The sequence below is a fragment of the Actinopolyspora sp. BKK2 genome (genome assembly GCF_011291845.1).
Classification (GTDB): Bacteria; Actinomycetota; Actinomycetes; order Mycobacteriales; family Pseudonocardiaceae; genus Actinopolyspora; species Actinopolyspora saharensis.
The window spans coordinates 603,611-622,460 of record NZ_JAANTE010000001.1; the positions used below are offsets into that span (position 1 = coordinate 603,611).

The following is an 18,850-nucleotide window of genomic DNA, read 5'->3' on the forward strand; positions in this document are numbered from 1 at the left end:
ATAATCGCATGTCACGAGGGGGTTACTGCGTCACGAAGCGGTATATATATTAGTGAGCGCACAGAAACTTTTGGAGAAATCGATGACCTTCCCGAACAGCACTCCGACGGTCGTGGTGACCGGAGCTTCCAGCGGGATCGGACACGCGACGGCGGTTCGACTCGCCCGAAACGGCTACCGGGTGCACGCGGGGTTCCGTCACCCCGAGGACGGTGCGAGCCTGGCCGAGGAATCCCCGAACCTGGCACCGGTGCACCTGGATGTCACCGACCCCGAGAGCATCGAAGCACTGCGCGAGCAGGTCGAGGCCGCACCGGACACCGCCCCGTTGCGGGGGCTGGTCAACAATGCGGGCACCACCACTGCCGCGCCGATCGAGTACGTCTCGCCGGACGAACTGCGCCGAGTGCTGGATGTCAACGTGGTCGGCCAGGTCGCGGTCACCAGAGCACTGCTGCCCGCACTTCGACGGAGCCACGGCCGCGTGATCAACATCAGCTCGATGGGCGGCCGGATCGCGAGTCCCGTCATGGGGCCGTACGCGGCCTCGAAGTTCGCGCTGGAAGCCATCACCGATGCCTTGCGTCGCGAACTCGTCGACCAGGACGTCGAGGTGGTGGCGATCGAGCCGGGAGCGGTGGCCACCCCGATCTGGAACAAGATCGATTCCAAGGTGAACCTGGACTCCGTTCCCGAACAGGCAAGACAGGTTTACGGCGACCTCATCACCGGCGTCGAGGAGGGAATTTTCAAGGTGAGTGCGACCCACGGTGTCCCGCCGGAGCGCATCGCCGAGGTGATCGAACAAGCGCTGACCCGACCTCACCCCCGCGCGCGATATCTCGTCGGGCGGTCGGCACGGATGCGGGTGATGCTCTCCCGGATTCTGCCTCCGAAGCTGTTCGACCTGCTCCTGTCCGGTGTCATGCGTCGCATCGGTGCGCGGACCAGGACCACGGCCCCCGCCTCACGCCGCTCATCCTGATCCGGGCCGTCACAGGGTCGAAAGCAGACCAGTTAAGGAGTCGTCATGCGCGAGCACCAGCCGCTGCGCGAGATTCTCGAGCGCCCGCGCCCGTTCGTGGCCCCGGACCTCAGACCGACGGGACTGCGACTGCGTCCCGAACGACTTGGCGACGGTGTGTACGCGCTGCTGGCCAACCAACCTCCGAAGGACAACAACGGCGTCGTCTTCGGACGCGATGCCACCCTCGTGGTCGACACCGGAGTAACCCCCACCGTGGGGGAACAGATCCAGCACGAAGCGAGCAAGCTCACCGCCGCACCGATCCGCTACGTGGCGAACACGACGTACCACGGTGATCACACCTTCGGAAACACCGCGTTCGGCTCCGAGGTCACCATACTGTCCTCGACCGCGAACCGGATGTGCATGGATGACCTGGAGCGGGAGAAACGAGCACGCAGCGAGAGCATGTTCGGCGAATCGTCCCTGGACGAGGTGACCACCTGGCGACGGCCGGACATCGCCTTCGACCGGTTCCTGTCGGTCGACCTGGGGAACAAGACCGTGTGGTTGTGGCACTTCGGTCCGGGCAACGGAGCCGGCGACGTGCTGGTCCAGGCCCCGGAGGAGGAGGTGGCCTGGACGGGCAACTTCCTCGTTCCCGCCGGGATGGTGCCGATGGTGCTCATCGGCGACCCCTGGTCCTATTCCGACTCGGTGCGGGCCGCTCTCGAACAGCTCGACATCGAACGCATCGTGCCCGGACACGGTTCCATCGCTCCCGCACGTCCCGCCGCCGAATGGATGCTGGACTACTTGGAGCAACTCGGGGCGACGGTGTTGCGGGACTTCCGCGCGGGCAAGGACGTCGATCGCGTCATGAACGAGTTCACCCTGTCGGCGGGCCACGGTGAGAACGAGATGGTGCGCGCGCTCAACGAATCGTTCCACCGTCTCAACATCCTCACCACGTACCGACGGCTCGGTGACTCGGCCGAACGGGACTGACGAGGAACGGAAGACCGGGGCGCGCTCCCGTCGTTCTCAGGTACCACCGGCGCTTTCAACCGCGGGACTGAAGACGCTGCCCACCGTCCCGCATTAGCGTGACGACGCACAGTCCAGAACACACCTGGTTCCGTGGTAGCCGACGGGGCCGGAAGCTCCCGGCCCGGCGGGGCCGGTCGCGTGCCACTCGCGTATCGGGTGCCTTCCAGCTCCTCGCCCACTCCGTTTCGGGGCCACGGCCACGACTGCTCACGTCGAGTTGAGGTGTCCCGTGAAAGAGCTGTACGAACTCGGTGAGATTCCTCCGCGCGGCGCGGTACCGGAGAAGATGTACGCCTCGGTCATCCGCCCGGAACGTTTCGGAGAACCGGAACAGGCGTTCGCGACCGAAGTGGTCGACACTCCGCGCCCGGACAGAGGCCAAGTACTGGTCTACATGATGGCCGCAGGAATCAACTACAACAACGTGTGGGCCTCCCTGGGGGCCCCGCTCGACGTCATCGCCGCACGGAAACGCCACGGTGCGACCGAGGAGTTCCACATCGGAGGTTCCGAGGGCTCAGGGGTCGTCTGGGCCGTCGGAGCGGGCGTCGAGTCGGTTTCCGTGGGGGACCACGTGGTGCTGTCGGGATGCATGTGGGACGAGACTTCGACCGACATCCGGCTCGGAGCCGACCCCATGACGTCGAGATCACAGGTCGCCTGGGGGTACGAAGCGAATTACGGCTCGTTCGGCCAGTTCGCGCTCGTCGACGACTACCAGTGCCATCCGAAACCGCCGAACCTCAGTTGGGAGGACGCCGCGGCGTTCGTGCTCACCGGGGCCACCGCGTACCGGCAGCTGTGCGGCTGGCCACCGAACACGGTGCGACCGGGTGATCCGGTGCTGATCTGGGGAGGGGCAGGCGGTTTGGGGTCGATGGCCATCCAGATCGTCTCGCTGCTCGGCGGCATCCCGGTCGCCGTTGTATCCAGCGACGACCGTGCGCGCTACTGCGAACGGCTCGGCGCACGGGGGACCATCGACCGGCGCGCTTACGACCACTGGGGACCGCTGCCCCGCGGGGAGGACGAAACGGCCACGGCGCGCTGGACCGAGTCCGTGCGTGCCTTCGGCCGCGCTTTCTGGGAGGTCATCGGCGAGCGGCGCTCGCCGAGCCTCGTCCTGGAGCACACCGGCCAGGACACCATCCCGACCTCGATGTACCTGTGCGACAACGCTGGCATGGTCGTTATCTGCGGCGGCACCACGGGATACCTCTCCGATGTCGACCTGCGGTTCCTCTGGATGCGACAGAAACGGTTGCAGGGTTCGCACTTCGCGAACCTGCGGCAGTGCCGGGAGGTCGTCTCCCTGGTGGGTGCGGGCAGACTGGACCCGTGCCTGTCCTGGTGCGAACCGTTCGACAGCATCGGCAAGGCCCACCAGCTCATGTACCACAACGAGCACCCCGGTGGGAACATGGCCGTGCTGGTCAACGCCTCGACCACGGGCGGGACCTCATTGGACTGACCCAGCACGCCGATGCCCGGCACCGAGCCTGCGCGCAGCGACGACCGAACTCTGCCACGCCGGTGACTTCGCGACGTGCTCGCCGAAATCCGTTTCCCGAGCGGCCACGCCCACGCACTCGCCTGTCCTCGAAGGAGCGAGATGCCACGAATCCCGTATCCCGATGAGCCTTCCCTGCCCGAACCCGCACGAACAGCGCTGGAGCGCATGGTCGCTCCGCTGAACCTGATCCGCATGTGCGCCCACGCGACCACGCTGGTGGGACCGCTGATCAAGCTGAGCACCGCGCTGCTGAGCAGGCTGCACCTGTCCGCCCGACACCGGGAACTGCTGATCCTGCGCACCGCTCGAAACACCCGCTGCGATTACGTCCTCGCCCAGCACGAGGTCATCGCGCGTGAGATCGGTATGACCGAGGAGGAAATCGCGGCGACGCGCAGGACGGACCCCGGTTTCCGGGGAACCGCCGAGCGGGAACTGCTCGATGCCGCCGACGAGCTCGTCGAGCGGACCACGCTGGACCCCGAGCGTGTGGCGAGCTTGCTGAGCAGTTTCGACCACGCCCAGCTGGTGGAGCTGTTCCTGCTCGTCGGGCACTACCGGATGCTGGCCGGTCTGCTCAACGGCCTGGCGGTCGACATAGATCCGCGGGGCGAGAAGTTCGTCGAACTCGCGAACCACCGTCCCGACAGCACAAAGCAGCAGGAGTCCGGGTGATGACCGATCCTACCGACAGCGCCGCGGAACCAGTGGCGATCACCGGAATAGGCCTGGTACTGCCCGGTGCCCACACGGTGCGGGAGTTCTGGTCCCACCTCAGCCTGGGAAACTCGCAGGTGACGAGGTTGAGAGGATTGAATCCCGAGCACGAGGGCCTGGCAGTGCGCGCGGGCGCCGAGATCACGGAATTCGACCACCGGCGGTTCTTGCCGGACCTTCCCGAGCGACACGCCGCGAAATACAGCCGGGAGATCCTCGCGACCATGTCGGCCTGCACCTCGGCGTTCCGCGACTCCGGCCTGCAGCACCACGACGTCGACCCGAGAAAGCTGTCCCTCGTGGAATCCAGCTCACGGGGAGCACTGGAGTGGTGGTTGACCCGTTCCCACGAGGACACGACCGACTCGGGTGCGATGTTTCGAGGTCTGCTCGGGTCAGCGGCCTCGCTGACTGCCATCCAGCTGGGTGCGCGCGGCCTGGTTACCACGGTGAGCAGCGCCTGCGTCGGCGGGCACCACGCGATCGGCCTGGCATCGCGCGAGCTGCGCTCGCACTCCAGTGACGCGGTCCTCGTCGGCGGTCACGACTTCCCCCTGGTGCCGGAGGTACTGCGCACGTTCGAAGCACTCGGCCCCGGCGTACTCTCCGGCGAGTTGGAACGCCCCGAGCACGCGATCCGCCCGTACGACCGGGACCGCGCGGGGATGGTGCTGGGCGAAGCCGCGGTGACGCTGTGCCTGGAGCGGGCCTCCAGCGCCCAGGAACGCGGAGCCCGGCCCTACGCCCACGTTCTCGAACACGGCGCCATGAACGAGGCCGCCCACGCCACCTCGATGGACATCACCGGCAAGCGCACCGCCGATCTGGTGCGGGAGACCGTGTTCGCCTCGGGGCGTCGCATCGAGGACGTGGGCTACTACTGCGGGCACGGCACCGCCACCAGGTCCAACGACCTGGCCGAAAGCCGCACGGTGCGGGCACTGCACCCGGATCTTTCCCCGTCCGCGCTGCCACCGCTCGGTTCGAACAAGCCGATCTTCGGCCACACACTGGGTGCCGCGGGGATCATCAACGTCGCCGCGACCGCGCTGATGCTGCACCACCAGTGGCTGGCACCGACGATCAACCTGGTGGACGTGGATCCCGCCTGCGATATCGACCACGTAGCGCACACGGGACGAGAAGCCCGGTTCGACCTGGCCGTCTCGCTCGCCTTCGCCATCGGCAGCCAAACCTCCGTCGTGGCGTTGGGAGCACCCGATGCGTGAACCGGAGATCGCGGATTCGGTGGACGAACTGGTCCGTAAGCACATCACTCCCGAAGCGCACCTGCACTTCGCCTCAACGATGGCACGTCCGAACGCGTTGTTGCACGCGGTCGCCCGGACGCTGCGAGGCAGCGGGGCGCTGACGGTGAGCATGGCGGCCGTGCACTCGAGCGCGCACGCGCTGGCGCTGTCGGGCGCGGTGCGCAGGATGATCACCTGCTTCCTCGGGGAAACGTACCCGACACCACGGCCCTGCCGGCTGTACCACCACGTCGGCCGGAAGGACCCGTTCGAGTTGGAGTCCTGGTCGCTGTTCACGCAGGTTCAACGGCTGATGGCCGCAGCCATGGGACAACCGGGAACAGCCACCACGGCCCTGCTTGGAACAGTGCTGGCCGAGGGGAAGCAGGACGACCTGGTTCCGCTGCCCGCGACGCGACACCGGGAACAGGCGGCGCTGCTGAGTCCGCTGCGCCCGGACCTGACGCTGGTTCACGGAGCGGTCGCCGACCGCCGGGGCAATGTCGTGATCCGCCCGCCCTACGGCGAGGGTGCCTGGCCGGCCTATGCCGCGCGGCACGGGGTGCTCGCCTCGGTCGAACGCATCGTCGAGAATTCCGTGATCGACGACCGCCCAGGTGACGTGCTCATCCCCGGTTCTCGGGTGGTGGGGCTCTGCGAAGCTCCTCACGGAGCGCATCCGCAGTCGCTGCGCACCGACGGCATCGCAGGGGTGCGAGGGTATCCGGACGACTACGAGTTCCTGTCGATGACCACCGCGGCGTGCTCCGATCCGGATTCGGCACGTGAGTGGTTCCACGACTGGATCGACCTCGCAGGTCACCGGGCCTACCTCGAAAAGCTCGGGAAGGCCCGCTTGAACGCGCTGGTCGAGCCACAACAACACGTGGCCGGAACCACGGGAACGGCTCTCCCGGAGACCGGGGAGACCTCCACGCGGACGGAGAAGCTCATCGTGCTGGCCGCCCGCGAAATCACCCGCCAGGTCCACGAACGCGGTTACGACACGCTGTTGGCCGGGATCGGAGCATCGCACCTCGCCGCGTGGCTCGCCGCCGCTCGGCTGCGGGAGAGCGGCCGGGAGATCAAGCTCGTCTCCGAGCTCGGTTTCTACGGCACGACCCCGTGCGAGGGTGACGTGTTCCTGTTCAGCCAGCACCACGCCGAGAACTCCGAACAGCTCACCGGCGTCGCCGAGGTGCTGGGAGGTATGGTCGCCAGCAACGACCACTGCCTGGGGATTCTCGCAGGAGCCGAGATCGACCCTCGCGGCGATATCAACACCAGCACCCTTCCGGACGGCCGGTGGATCACCGGCTCCGGAGGAGCGCATGACATCGCCTCCTCCACGGACTGCGTCGTGGTGAGCGCTTCCGGCAAACGCCGCCTCGTTCCCCGCGTCGCCACCGTCACCAGTTCCGGTGACCGGGTACGAGCGGTGGTGTGCGAGTTCGGCGCGTTCCACCGCCCGACGCAGTGGGAACCGTTCCGGTTGTCGACCTACCTCGCCAACGAGGACCATCCGGATCCCCGCTCGGCGGTCGCGGAACGGACGTGCTGGAAGAGCGACACGTCGACCGCCGAAGACGAGCGGGAAATAACCGCGGCGGAACTGACGACGCTGCGACGTCTGGATCCCAAAGGGCACTACCGGTGAAGCACACGGGACAAAGGCGCCCCGCCTGCGGACCCGGAATCTGCGAACCAGGTGCGAAACCGCCGTGCAGCGTCGACGCTGATCCGATCGTCGTCGAAACGCCCGCGGCGGGCTGCGCGAAACCGGACACGGTCCGACCGTGGTGCCAGGGAACGACGCAGGCGCAAATCCCCGAACACACCGCCGCGGCCTGCTTCCGGGGGAACCGGCCGCGCCAGCCGCCGAGCAGTGCGGGCGCGGACGTCCGGTGCCACGCCGCTACGGGCTTCCACGCCGCACGCGACACCGGACGGGCTCGCCCTCCTGGAGACCACTACCCCGGAATCGTCCGGGGTTTTCCGAAACGAGCACCTCCGAGCCCCCTGAGAACCCGCTCATCGCAGCCGAGCCAGCACGCTGCGCTCAAGCGGCGTAGCCGAACTGGTCGAGACGGTGCTGGGCCGACTTGATCTCCTCGGCCGAGAACAACTCGGCGAAGCGGGGCTGGGTGACCAGCGCCTCGACCGTGAGATCGAGCCTGCCGCGCTCCCAGAGCGCTGCGAACCCGTCGGACACGGCCGACCCGCTCAACAACTTGCGCGCCGTGCTCGCCCCTCCGTGCTCGGTCAGCATGCTCAGGAAGTACGTCGCGGTGTAGTGGGCCTCAACCCGGCCGCGCTCGTACAGCTCCCGCATCCGCTGGTCGAACTCCGCCGCCAAGGGGTCCGCGGGTTCCGGGGCGTGCGGGGCTTCCTCGTCGGTGGTCCCCGCCGATTCGTCCGCTGTGCTCTCGTGGCGCCGGTGCACGTATCCGCGCAGCGCGTCGACCGAGGTGAACACCTCGTAGCCGAGCTCCTCCAACCGGGGCAGATCGGCGTCGGCGGTGTCGAGTTCGAGCACCACCGGACTGCCCTGCCCGGTCTGCAGCCCTTCGGGCCAGAACGCCTCGGCCACGGCGAGCGCACGCCCGGTGCGCGGGTCGGCGATCTCGGCGTCGGTGGACGGATGGGCGCAGCCGAGCCGAACCAGCTCGGAGATGAGCCCGTTGACCTGGGCCACGCGGGCGTCCATGTCGTCGTCACCGGCGATGGACAACGGTTGCAGCTGCTCCCGGTCGGTGGGAGCCGCGCCGGTGCGCAGCTCGGTCAAGAACGACTGGGCGGCCTCGGCCAGCAGTTCGCGCCGTGCTTCGAGGAACTCCGGATAGCGCTCGACCTTCCACAGCTCCGGATCGGTCGGGATCCACTGCGAGGCCAGCACCCCCGGGTGCTTGGCCTCCACCTCGGCGAAGTACTCCTCGGGGGAACGGCTGCCCACCCCGAGGTTGGCGTCCTGGGTCAGGAAGCAGAAGTTGGCGATCGCGTTGACCTGGGAACGCTCGTAGCCCGCCTGGTACAGCAGCGACTTGGGGAACAGGTGGTGCACCTGCAGCGAGGAGAGCCTGCCCAGCATGTCGGCCCGCAGCGGCAGCCCGCTTCCGAAGTCGCGGGCCTCCTTGACCCTGGTCAGCATGTACAGCAGCGGGTAGAAGCGCGAGCCCTTCGTCGAGCCCTCGAAGTCGTGGGCGTGCACGTCGAGGTTGCCGCCGCGCCACCGCTCCAGCGCGGTGATCAGCCCGTCGATCCCAGAGCGCTCGACGGTCTCGTAGTCCTTCTGCAGGAAGGTCTCCGTGGACCCGGCGAAGCGCCCCCACAGGGCGGAGTGGATGTACCAGTACAGCACCTTGTCCTGGTGCGCGCTGTCGTCGAACCGACCGCCGTTGAGCTCAAGCAGCCGCGAGACCACCGGGAAGGCGTAGCGGGCCATCAGCACCCTGTCGTGGTCCAGCCCGAGCCTGCCGGACACGAGTTCGAGGAAGCGGTCGATGTAGTCGACCGAGCTCTTCAGCGCCGTGCGGAAGTCCTCGGCCGCGACGTGGTCCAGCGCGGTGAACGGGGCACGTCCCGTGGCCACGGCGTTGGCGTTGCGCAGCAGCCAGTCCAGGGTGAAGTGGAACCCGGCCCCCTGCCACTTCCGCAGCGTCTCGCGCATCTCGCTGCGGGCCTCGGTCCACTGCGCGCAGATCTTGGCCAGGGCCAGGTCACCTTTGGACAGCTTCGTCCCACCCGAGTTGACCCGGTTGAAGATGTCGACCACCGTGTCGACGGTCTTGTCGCTTCCGGTGATCTTCTCCGCGTAGAACTCGCGTTCCAGCAGGTTGCGCAGCCTGTTCAGCCGCTCCACGTACGTGCCGAGGTTCTCGGGGTCGTGCTGCTGGAAGCTGGTGATGTACTCGCCGAGGTTCTCCAGGAACAGCTTGGTCACGTCCACCCAGCGGTAGTCGTCGGCCATCCTGGACGGGGCGTAGAACTCGAACTTCTCCTCGGCCACGTTGAAGTGCAGCCCGGTGAAGACCGAAGGGTCTCCCTCGAAGAAGTCCGGTGCCTTGCCGCGGATCACCCCGTACAGCGAGGTGATGCGCTGCTGACCGTCGAGCAGCAGCAGGTGGGTGCCCTGGTGCCCGACCGACTCTCCCCGGACGGAGATCTCCGTGGCGTCGGTCTCCCACATCAGCAGCCCGCCCACCGGATGACCCCGGTACAGCGACTGCATCAGCTCCCGCACCTGGTCACGATTCCACACGTAACCGCGCTGGAACTCGGGAAGCAACACCGACCCGGTGTCGATCTGGTACAGCAGCGTGGAAAGAGTCGGCATTTCGGTCAGTACCCTCCTACGGCTTGAACACGGTTGTCGCTCGCGGTCGGCTGTCCATCTCGCGGTCGGCTGTCCAGCTCGGTCATCCGTCCACCTCGAGGAACGGGCTCTTGCCCCCGTGCCAGGACACGGCGAGCTGTTCCCTGGCGCGGGTGCAGGCCACGAACAGCAGGCACCGCTCGCGCTGCAGGTCCCGGTGATGGGCCGAGACATCCTCCTCGGGCGAGGTGATCGCGTTGGGCGGGGGAACGTGGTGCTCGGTCACCCCGGCCACGGCCAGGCAGCGGAACTCCAGCCCCTTCATCCGGTGCATGGTGCCGACCGAGACCGCCTGCTCGGCCTCGCCCGCCCCACCGGTGAGCTTGACCCGCGGGATCTCGGCGCTCGCGAGCTTGTCCACGATCAGGTCGACGAGCTTGTTGGACCGCACCGCGACCCCGATCTCGCCCGGTTCCACCCCGGCCTCGATCCAGTCCCGCAGCGTGCTCACCAGCTGGTCCAGCTCGGCGTCCCTGGTGGGGAAACCACGCGTCCACGGGTGTTTGCCCCGCACGTCGGAGCGGCATCCGGCGATGGACTCGAGCCCCTCGTCCATGTCGTCGATGCGCTGTCCGTGCAACAGCCCGATGCTCCAGGCGAGGATCTCGGCGGTGGTGCGGTAGTTGATGTTCAGTCTGCTCGACCGCCCGGTCACGTGAACACCGACGTCGCGCAGACTCACCCGATGGTTGTAAATGCGCTGGTGGGTGTCCCCGGCCAGGAACAGGTCGTCCTGCAGCTCGGGCGCGGCCGCGCGCAGCAGCCGCCACTGCACGGGGCTGAGGTCCTGGGCCTCGTCGACCACGATGTGGCGGTACGGTTTGTCCGCGCGCTGTTCGAGCAGCCTGGTCGCCTCGACGCAGATCGTCTCGTGCGTCCAAACCCCGCGGTCGCACAGCGCGTCCTCGAACTCCCGGATCGCCTGCCAGACCTGCGCCTTCTGCCGGACTCCGAGCCTGCGGCCGCGTCCGGTGCGCTTGGCCTCCAGGTATTCGTCGGCGTTGCTCACCTGCCGGGCCAGCACCACCTGGCGCCACTCCTCGGCCAGGAAGGTCTCGGTGAACGGCACCTCCAGCTCCGCCGCGATGGAGCTCCACAGCTGCCGTTCCTGCTCGCCGGACAGGATCGCGGGGGCCTCGTAGTGCTCGCGGAAGATCTTGTTGGCGAGCTGGTCCACGTGGCGCACGTCGATGCGGTCCCGCACCTCGGGGTCCTCGACGAGCAGTTTCACCCCCGCCCCGAGGGACTGCGCCAGCGTGGAGGTGAAGGTGGTCAGCAGCACCGGCCCCGCTCCGGCGCAGGCCAGCTGGTGCGCGCGGTGCAGCGTCACCACGGTCTTGCCGGTGCCGGGCCCGCCGGTCACGCGTGCGGGGCCGCTGTAGGAGGCTTCGACGACCGACCGCTGCACCGGGTGCAGGTACACCCGCCACAGCGCCAGGGGGTGCCGGAAGATCGCCATCAGCTCCTCGGGCCCCTCGGCCAGCACGACCCGGTCGGAGCTGCGCTCCACGGCCGCGTCGATGTCGTCCGGGTCGAACTCCTCGGCGGTCACCTCGGGGGCCAGCTCGGCCCACACCTGCTCGGGGGTGTAGCCGGCCGCCAGTCCGAACAGGACGTCCCACTGGTTGCTCGGCAGGAAGGACTTCGCCGCGTCGAGCTGCGCCGCCTCCGTCAGGGCCCGCGCGAAGGTCAGGGTCTGCTCGTCGATGCCCAGCTGCCGCAGCTGGGAGTCCTTGACGTGGTCGAGCAGCCGGGCGGGAACGTCCTCGGCCAGCTGGGACAGGGTCGGCAGGGTGTCCTCGACGGCGGCGACGTCGCGGATCTCGATGCGTCCGGTGGCCGAGTTGACCGAGGCGCTGCGGCGCCGCGCCCACGCGTAGGCGTCGTCGTGGCCCTGCACCGTCAGCAGGGTGTAGTTGTCACCCGAGTCGGGGGCGAGCACGATCCCGCGCCAGAAGTCGTTGATGCGGATGGACCGGAACCGGGGATCGCGCGCGTTGGCGATCTTTTCCAGATGTCCCCCGGCATGGCCGGTGTGCTCGAATTTCGCGAAGACCTCGGTCACTCGGTCCTGCACCGGTTTGTCGAGCTTGGCGAATTCGCGCAGGAAACTCTTGTCGATGCCGAGTCGGGGCACGGGTCACTCCTGGGGTCGCGGTAGGCGGACTCTGCTGCACGTCGGCGGTGTCACCGGAGACGTCGCTCACCACAGTTGATCATCTCTTGCGTCCGGGCAGTCCGTCGAGCAGGTCGCGCACTCTGTTCACATTGGGGTGTTCGGCGCCGTGCACCCGGATCAGGTCCTCGAGCAGCGCGGCCAACGTCGCCCCGGCCTCCTCGCGCTGGTCCGCGCCGAGCTGGAGCAGCCCGATCTGGCGGCGCAGCTCCAGCGTGCGGGGATCGTCGGCCCCGAACGCCCGCTGCTCGTCGGACAGCAGGCTGTCCATGGCGCGCAGGGCGCGGCTGGTGTGCCCGCCGAGCGCGTGGCAGGTGGCGTTGTGCAGCCGACACCGGAAGACCAGTTCGGCGTCGGGGCCGTCCCGCTGTGCCAGGTCGGTGGCCAGCGCCCGGTAGACGGGTTCGGCGCGGCTGTACTCGCCGCCTTCGAACAGCACGTTGGCCCATTCCAGTCGCAGGTTGATGACCTCGCTGTCGGTGCTGCCGAACGCGCGGCTGCCCGAATCGACCGCGGCCCGCAGCAGCTCGGCCGCCTGGCCGTGGCGGGACTGCTTGACGTAGGAGGTGGCCCGGCTCTTGACCTGCTCCATCTCCGCCCGGGTGATGCCGGAACCGCGGGACCGGCTGGCCGTACCGCTCTCGGCGCGGGCGTGGTCCGCAGCCGAGGCGGCGGCCGGGGCTGGTGCGTGGTCCGGGGCGGGGGCTCGCGAGTCGTGCCCCTGTGAATCGGCCTGCTCCGCGCTGTGCGCGTCCGGCCCGCTCGCCCGCTCGGTGTCCACCCCCTGCTCTGCAGGTTCCTGCCCGGCCTGCTCCTGCCCGGCCTGCTCCTGCCCGGCCTGCTCCTGCGGGGAGCGCGTCGGGCGGAACACCTGGCTCAGCACCGAGGCGTACATCCGCGTGGGACTGGGGGTGGTCGGGTCGGCCAGCGCACCGGGCAGCATCTCCAGCTCCGCGGCGAACGGCAGCAGCCGGTCGTAGACCGCGAGCGCGCTGTCCGGGCGGTTGTCCGGATCCTTGTCCAGCAGCGCGATCACGAGCGCGTCCAGCCCGGGCGGGATCTCGGGCCGGTGTCTGCGCGCGGGCAGCGGCGGCTCGTCGACCTGCTTGTTCATCATCAGGTAGTCGGTCGAGCCGCTGAACACGTGCCGGCCGGTGAGCATCTCGTACAGCACGCAGCCCAGGGCGTAGAGGTCGCTGCGCGCGGAGCTGGTCGCCGACAGGATCTGCTCCGGGGCCATGTAGGCCGGGGTGCCGATCGGCTGCCCGGTGCGGGTGACCCGGGAGATGTCGGCCACGTCGAGCGCGACGGCGAGCCCGAAGTCGAGCACTTTGACCGTGCCGTCCGGTTCCAGTATGAGATTGCCCGGTTTGAGGTCCCGGTGCACCAGCTGGGCCTGGTGCGCGGCGGTGAGCACCGAGCAGATCTGGGCCGCGACCGCCACGGCCCACCCCAGCGGGAGCGGGCCGTTCTCGGAGATCAGGTCGGAGACGCTGATGCCGTGCACCCGCTGCATCACTAGGTAGGGGCGTTCCTGGTGCGTGCCGACGTCGAAGATCGTCGGCACTCCGGGGTGCTGCAGCCGCGCGGTGATGCGGGACTCGCGGCTGAACCGGCGCACCAGTTCCTCGTCGGGGGTGCCCTCGGGGAAGCGGACGAACTTGACGGCGACTTCGCGGTCGAGTCTCGTGTCGCGCCCCGCCCACACGTCTCCCATGCCCCCGCGCCCCAGCGGGTTGGGCTCGAGTTCGTAGCGGTCGTTGATCACCGTTCGTGTCGCCACGTCGCCTCCCCGGAGTCCCGCGCGCGCATGCTCACCTCACTGCTCGTCCGTGTCCGCCCGCCCGCACGTCCCCGGTCGGTGCCGCGCGGGCGCGGCGCCACCACTGGACCGGCCCGGTCTCGCGTGCTCACGTCCGCCCCACCTCGCGCTCCCCGTCGCTCTCCGGCGGGAGCAGGCTCCCGTCGGCGAGCCCGAGCACACCGAGCCTTACCAGGGTCTCGGCGAGGTCGGTGATGCGGTGCACTCGGCCCCGCAACGACTCCCACCGCTGGAAAGCCCTGCCGTACTCCCGCTGCTGGGCCGGCGTCAACAGCGGGATCTCGGCCGAGCGGATATCGAAGCGACTCGATTTCGATGTCGCGCGGTGATCCGCCCTGTCGCGCGCGTGGCGCAGGAATCCGGCCACGAAGTGCGGATCGAGGCTGTCGGGGCTCGCGCGCAGCAGCAACAGTCGCGGGCCGAGCACGGCGCCTTCCTCCGCGGACGTGCTGACGCGCGGCCCGGCGTCGACCGTGGACAGCGACAGCACCACGTCGCCGGGGCGGATCAGCAGCATGCCCGGTGTCCGCGCGGTCCGCCCGGACGGGCCGCTGTCGGTGCGCAGGTCCTCGGCGGTCAGCATCGGCAGCTCGCCCGCGTCGGGGACCGTGTTCAACGGGGCCTGGTGCAGCACGAGCGCGCCTGCCTTGGCCAGCTCGGCGATGGTGGTCGTGGGCATCCGCCGGGGCCGCTCGGGCTGGTCCAGCTCCGGCAGCTGCCCGGTGAGCTCGTCCAGTTCCGCGGCGAGCCGCTGCCGCACCCCGGGAAAGGCCGCGGCGGCCTCACCCCGCCGGTGGACGAGCCGGTGCCGGTCGGGGCTGAGGTCGACCTCCTCGTCGAGCAGGTCCACCACGGGCACCACCCGGGCCTGCTCGGGCAGCTCGGCGAGCTCTCCGGCGGCGAAGGCCCGCCAGGCCGAGCCGGCCACCTCCGGGTGCGGCTGGGCGGGCAGCACCAGCACGTGCGCAGGCGGGGGTTCGGCGCCGTCGGGGCGGCGCAGCACCCACAGGTCGGGGCCGGGCCCGGCCCCCTGGCCGGGCAGGCCGAGCACGGCCCGCAGCGCCCCGGAGCGCAGCAGGTTGGCGCGGATGCGTCTGCCGGAACGTCGGCTCGCCGCCGCGGCGGGCATGGTCAGCACCACCCGCCCGCCCGGGCGCGCCGCGGCCAGGCAGTGCTGCACCCAGGCCAGTTCGGACTCGCCCCGCGCGGGCAGCCCGTACTCCCACCGGGGGTCGTTGAGCAGCTCCTCCCGGCCCCAGCACCGCTCGTTGAACGGCGGGGCGCACAGCACCGCGTCGGCCTGCGGCTCCCCCGGCGGTCCTTCCCGCAGCGAGTCCCCGGGCTCCACGGCGGTGACGCTGTCCGCGGCTGTGCCCGCCAGCAGCAGCCTGCACAGGGCGATCCTGGCGAAGGTGGGGTTGATGTCCCTGCCGAGCAGCCGTCCGGCGCCGCGCTCGGCCGCGGCCAGCAGCAGGTTGCCCGTGCCGCAGGCCTGGTCGAGCACGGTGTCACCGTCGGCGATCTCGGCGGTTTCGGCCAGCAGCTCGGCCACTTCGCGGTCGGTGGTCGGCAGCCGCCGCGAGTGCAGCTCGAAGTAGCGCTCGCACAGGAAGGAGAACAGCCTGCTCGCGCCCGTCTCGGCAGCGATGTCGGCGGCCTCGCGCAGCAGGCGCGGCCACGGCCGCTCCACCGGCGGCAGCAGTTCGGCGGGCAGTTCCGGCACGTGCTCGCGCAGCGCCGCGTGCAGCTGTTCGGCCGCGTCGTCCCCGTCGTCCCCGTCGGGGTGCTCCAGCGCCTGCGGTCGCCGTGGGCTGCGGTGCAGCACCAGCAGGCCGGTGCCGAACAGTCCGACGGCGTCACCGAGCCGGATGTCGTCGACGGCGGCCTGGACGCGTTGCCAGAGCCGGTCGGCGGGTGAGACGCGGAAGGGCTTGTCGTGCCGGGCGAACCACTCCCGCACCTCGTCCAGTTCGAACAGCGGGTTGGCCTGGGTTCCCGCCACGGGGTCGGGGAAGTCGTCGAAGCGGCGGCGCCAGTTGCTCACAGCCGCGCGGCCGACCTCGGCCAGCCGTGCGATGTCGGCGGCGCTCATCGTGGCCTCGGGGGTCCGGCCTGCCTCGGCCGGCCGTGCTGCCTCGGCGGGCCGTGCCGCCTCCGGATCCCGGGGGTGTGCCCGCTCGGCCTGCTCGAACGACTCCGGACTCATCCACGTGCTCCTCGCGGGTCCACCGGCAGGCGTTCGAGCACCCCTCCGGTTTTGAGTTCGACGAGGTGTTCGGCGGCGCGCACCGGTGCCGTGCCGCCGCGCACCAGCAGCCCGGCCTCGATGTTGCGGTCCACACCGGACTGGGTGAGGTTGGCGCTGGAGACCAGCAGCCCGCTGCGGTCGGCCACGGCGATCTTGGCGTGCATCTTCGAGCTGCGCTCGGCGCGGCGGTCGGCGGGCCAGTGCCACAGCTCGATCCCGCCGAGCCCGGTGAAGGCCTCCGCCGGTTCGGCTCCGCCGAGCGCGCCGCGCGCCCCCTGCAGGGTTTCGACGATGACCGTGACCGCCACGCCGCGGGCGAGCGCGTCGGCCAGCGCCTGCCGCAGCTGTCGGTGCGGCCGCGCCGAGTAGGTCATCAAAAACAGCTCGCGCTCGGCCTTCTCGATCAGCTCGACCAGCACCCGGGCCGTGGAGCGCACCGGAACCGGGTGGCTGCCGGGGCCGCTCCAGACCGGTTCGACGCCGATCTCGCCCGCCCGCCGGGCGTAGCCCACGGCCAGCCCCTTCAACACCCCGGCGGCCTCCTCCACCGAGACACCGGACTCCCTCCGGGCGTCCAGAATGGGCTGGGCGGTTTCGGCGAACTCGCGGGCCGGTCCGGTCAGGATGGCCTGCTCGGGCCAGCCCGCCCGGAGGTGTTCGGCCAGGGCGCGCAGCGCGGTCCCGCCGAGCCGGGGCAGCGCCTCGGCGGCGGTGTGTTCGAAAGCGGACTGCCCGCTGCTCATGGCTGCTCCCGGTACAGGGCCAGGTCCTCGTGCTCGTCGATCGGCACCACGAACCTGCGGTCCAGGAAGCGGTTGCCCCGTTCGCAGGTGGTCTCGGAGACGAACAGGCACACGTGGCAGGCCGCGCCGTGCAGGAAGTCGGCCGGGGGCTGCGGCAGCCGTTCGGCGCACAGCGGGTCGGAGGAGCAGCGCCGCGCGTCGGCCAGGGCGCGGCGGGTCAGCCGCACCAGCCGGTCCGGTTCGGCCTGCGAGACCAGCCCGCCGAGGGTGCCTTCCGCGTCGGGAACGGCGGTGTAGAGCAGGATGCCGCTGCGCGGGTCGTCCTCGGTGCCCGCGTAGATGCGTTCGGACAGGTTGGCCGAGCTGTAGCCGCATTCCAGCGCGATGGTGCGGATCAGCAGGTGCGACAGGGTGTGCAGCGCCAGGTAGCGCACCCCCGGCCAGTGCCGCATCTCCTCGAAGTCACCGGGGATGCGGTCGGAGTAGCGGTTCTTGCGGAACTCGGCGTAGGCCTGCCGGTGGTGCTGCATCGCCTGCGAGCCGGAGACGCGGTTTTCCCACTCGCGCAGCAGGTCCTCGGGCACGCGCAGGAAGACGCCCTCCCCGCGGACCTCGCTGGCGGGCACCCACTGGGGCGGCATCGACCGCGCCAGCGGGGCGCGGGTGACCAGCCCGGGGTCCTCGGGGTCCGGCGCGTCCAGCCGGGTGAACCCGATCAGCGCGCGCACTTCGCGCAGCCGTTCGGCCTGGACCACATCGGCGTAGTAGCCGTCCAGCTCGGTCGGCACGCCACAGCGGTGCAGGGTGAAGTCCTCGGTGCGGTCCGGCAGCTGCGCGGCGGAGAAGGCCTCCCACTCGGGGGTGCGCAGGTCCGGGTAGTCGTGCTCGCTCTCCTGCTGGCTCTCGCCTTCCTTCCTGGCCCGCACCCGTTCCACCGCCTCGGCGATCTCGGCGTCGGTCCAGGAGGTGAGCTCGTGGAAGGCGGGCACGTTCTCCCGCGCGTAAGGATACATCGCCACCGGCAGGGTCGAGACCGCGTTCCACTGCTGCTCGACCTTGTTCTCCAGCTCGCTGGCCTCGGTGCGGGGCACGGCCAGCACCGACAGGTTCTGGGCGAACCACTGGTTGGACGCGCCGACCACGAGCACCTTCGGCTTGCACTTGCAGCCCTGGTGCTCGAACGTGCCCAGGTGCGGGTGCCTGCCGCGGCACCGCGGCAGGTTCTCCTCGCCGCGCTGGCCCATGGCCTGGCCCATGTTGCGGCGCCGGCTGCAGTTGACGCACTTGATCTCGACGTTGACGCCCCGGTTGCCGCCCCGGTCGTCCATGTGCAGGCGGGGTTGTTTCGCCGTGGAGCACGCGGTTCCGTTGTGGACGAAGTCGGTGTAGGGGAAGTCGTCCAGGTGCCCGGCGGTGCAGGACAGCATGAACCGGGCGGTGATGGCCAGCGGGGGTTTGCCGCTCTTCTTGACCCCGCACTGCTTGTGGAAGAAGCGGGCTTCCTGCGGGCGGCGGGGTTTGTCGTTCTCGAACCCGAAGATCTGCGAGTCCACGGGGGCGAGTTCGTTGCAGGCGGTGCAGCGCAGCCACGTGGGGAACGGGGTGGTGGGCACGCCGACGCGGGCGGCGGGCCCGCGCGGGTCCTGCTCCATGCCGTCCAGCCACGGGGCGGGCAGCAGCTCCTTGACGTTCTTGCCGAAGATGCCCTGCACCGCCGTCAGCAGCCGGGGTTCGGTGATGGTCTTCCAGTCGTCGCGGCCGCGCACCTCGTTGTAGTTCCAGTCGTCGAGCCCGCGCACGAGCACGGAGAAGTTGGGCAGGTCGACGAGGGCGCCGACCCCGCTGGTGAACATCAGGTGGCTCGGCCGCACCGATCCCACGTGGCGGCGGTGGTTCGTGGTCAACGGGCGCTCCTTCCCCGTTCGGAGTCCATGGCGGAATGTGCTGGTGCGGTCGTGCTCGCCCGCGCCCGCCGCGGCGCCCCAACCGTGG

12 protein-coding genes are annotated in these 18,850 nt (G+C 69.8%); 6 read left to right on the forward strand and 6 right to left on the reverse strand.

What is annotated here, in order from left to right:
• The first annotated feature begins 82 nt into the window (after nt 1-82).
• The 6 genes from G9Q41_RS02750 (at nt 83) to G9Q41_RS02775 (ending at nt 7,154) form a co-directional block, all read left to right on the forward strand.
• The gene (locus tag G9Q41_RS02750) at nt 83-985 is read left to right on the forward strand and encodes an SDR family oxidoreductase (protein ID WP_165631374.1); all 903 of its coding nucleotides are present in this window, start codon (nt 83-85) and stop codon (nt 983-985) included.
• A 45-nt stretch (nt 986-1,030) separates the two neighbouring features.
• Nucleotides 1,031-1,975, forward strand: a complete 945-nt coding sequence (locus G9Q41_RS02755; protein WP_165631373.1) for an MBL fold metallo-hydrolase — start codon at nt 1,031-1,033, stop codon at nt 1,973-1,975.
• Between the two features lie 271 nt (nt 1,976-2,246).
• On the forward strand, nt 2,247-3,488 hold the full coding sequence (ccrA, locus tag G9Q41_RS02760) for a crotonyl-CoA carboxylase/reductase (RefSeq protein ID WP_165631372.1): 1,242 nt from the start codon (nt 2,247-2,249) through the stop codon (nt 3,486-3,488).
• Between the two features lie 141 nt (nt 3,489-3,629).
• Nucleotides 3,630-4,205 carry a carboxymuconolactone decarboxylase family protein gene (locus tag G9Q41_RS02765; protein ID WP_165631371.1) on the forward strand — a complete coding sequence of 192 codons (576 nt, stop codon included), beginning with the start codon at nt 3,630-3,632 and terminating at the stop codon, nt 4,203-4,205.
• Complete coding sequence (locus tag G9Q41_RS02770) at nt 4,205-5,476, forward strand: beta-ketoacyl-[acyl-carrier-protein] synthase family protein (protein WP_165631370.1); 1,272 nt, start codon at nt 4,205-4,207, stop codon at nt 5,474-5,476. Before G9Q41_RS02765 ends, G9Q41_RS02770 begins: the two co-directional genes overlap by 1 nt.
• Nucleotides 5,469-7,154, forward strand: a complete 1,686-nt coding sequence (locus G9Q41_RS02775) for a CoA-transferase (protein ID WP_165631369.1) — start codon at nt 5,469-5,471, stop codon at nt 7,152-7,154. The genes G9Q41_RS02770 and G9Q41_RS02775 overlap by 8 nt, the downstream gene beginning before the upstream one ends.
• A gap of 402 nt (nt 7,155-7,556) precedes the next feature.
• Here the strand turns inward: G9Q41_RS02775 and G9Q41_RS02780 are convergent, their stop codons facing one another.
• The 6 genes from G9Q41_RS02780 to G9Q41_RS02805 all read right to left on the reverse strand — a co-directional run bounded on the left by G9Q41_RS02780 (nt 7,557) and on the right by G9Q41_RS02805 (nt 18,762).
• Entirely contained in the window at nt 7,557-9,830 is a 2,274-nt protein-coding gene (locus G9Q41_RS02780) for a DUF262 domain-containing protein (RefSeq protein ID WP_165631368.1), read from the reverse strand.
• Nucleotides 9,831-9,912: 82 nt separating this feature from the next.
• Nucleotides 9,913-12,006, reverse strand: a complete 2,094-nt coding sequence (locus G9Q41_RS02785; RefSeq protein WP_165631367.1) for a UvrD-helicase domain-containing protein — start codon at nt 12,004-12,006, stop codon at nt 9,913-9,915.
• 79 nt (nt 12,007-12,085) lie between these two features.
• Complete coding sequence (locus G9Q41_RS22215) at nt 12,086-13,828, reverse strand: serine/threonine-protein kinase (RefSeq protein ID WP_165631366.1); 1,743 nt, start codon at nt 13,826-13,828, stop codon at nt 12,086-12,088.
• Nucleotides 13,829-13,955: 127 nt separating this feature from the next.
• A complete protein-coding gene (locus tag G9Q41_RS02795) occupies nt 13,956-16,073 on the reverse strand; it encodes an N-6 DNA methylase (RefSeq protein WP_165631365.1) in 2,118 nt (705 codons plus the stop codon).
• On the reverse strand, nt 16,070-16,858 hold the full coding sequence (drmC, locus tag G9Q41_RS02800) for a DISARM system phospholipase D-like protein DrmC (protein ID WP_165631364.1): 789 nt from the start codon (nt 16,856-16,858) through the stop codon (nt 16,070-16,072). Before drmC ends, G9Q41_RS02795 begins: the two co-directional genes overlap by 4 nt.
• The gene (locus G9Q41_RS02805) at nt 16,855-18,762 is read right to left on the reverse strand and encodes a DUF1998 domain-containing protein (RefSeq protein ID WP_207630384.1); all 1,908 of its coding nucleotides are present in this window, start codon (nt 18,760-18,762) and stop codon (nt 16,855-16,857) included. The genes drmC and G9Q41_RS02805 overlap by 4 nt, the downstream gene beginning before the upstream one ends.
• Between the last annotated feature and the right edge of the window lie 88 nt (nt 18,763-18,850).

What these genes read in the sequence shown, in the direction of transcription:
- G9Q41_RS02775 (WP_165631369.1), top strand. Translation starts at nt 5,469, where the DNA reads ATGCGTGAACCGGAGATCGCGGATTCGGTGGACGAACTGGTCCGTAAG.
- G9Q41_RS02795 (WP_165631365.1), bottom strand. Translation starts at nt 16,073, where the DNA reads ATGAGTCCGGAGTCGTTCGAGCAGGCCGAGCGGGCACACCCCCGGGAT.
- G9Q41_RS02780 (WP_165631368.1), bottom strand. Translation starts at nt 9,830, where the DNA reads ATGCCGACTCTTTCCACGCTGCTGTACCAGATCGACACCGGGTCGGTG.
- drmC (WP_165631364.1), bottom strand. Translation starts at nt 16,858, where the DNA reads ATGAGCAGCGGGCAGTCCGCTTTCGAACACACCGCCGCCGAGGCGCTG.
- G9Q41_RS02770 (WP_165631370.1), top strand. Translation starts at nt 4,205, where the DNA reads ATGACCGATCCTACCGACAGCGCCGCGGAACCAGTGGCGATCACCGGA.
- G9Q41_RS02765 (WP_165631371.1), top strand. Translation starts at nt 3,630, where the DNA reads ATGCCACGAATCCCGTATCCCGATGAGCCTTCCCTGCCCGAACCCGCA.
- G9Q41_RS02755 (WP_165631373.1), top strand. Translation starts at nt 1,031, where the DNA reads ATGCGCGAGCACCAGCCGCTGCGCGAGATTCTCGAGCGCCCGCGCCCG.
- G9Q41_RS02750 (WP_165631374.1), top strand. Translation starts at nt 83, where the DNA reads ATGACCTTCCCGAACAGCACTCCGACGGTCGTGGTGACCGGAGCTTCC.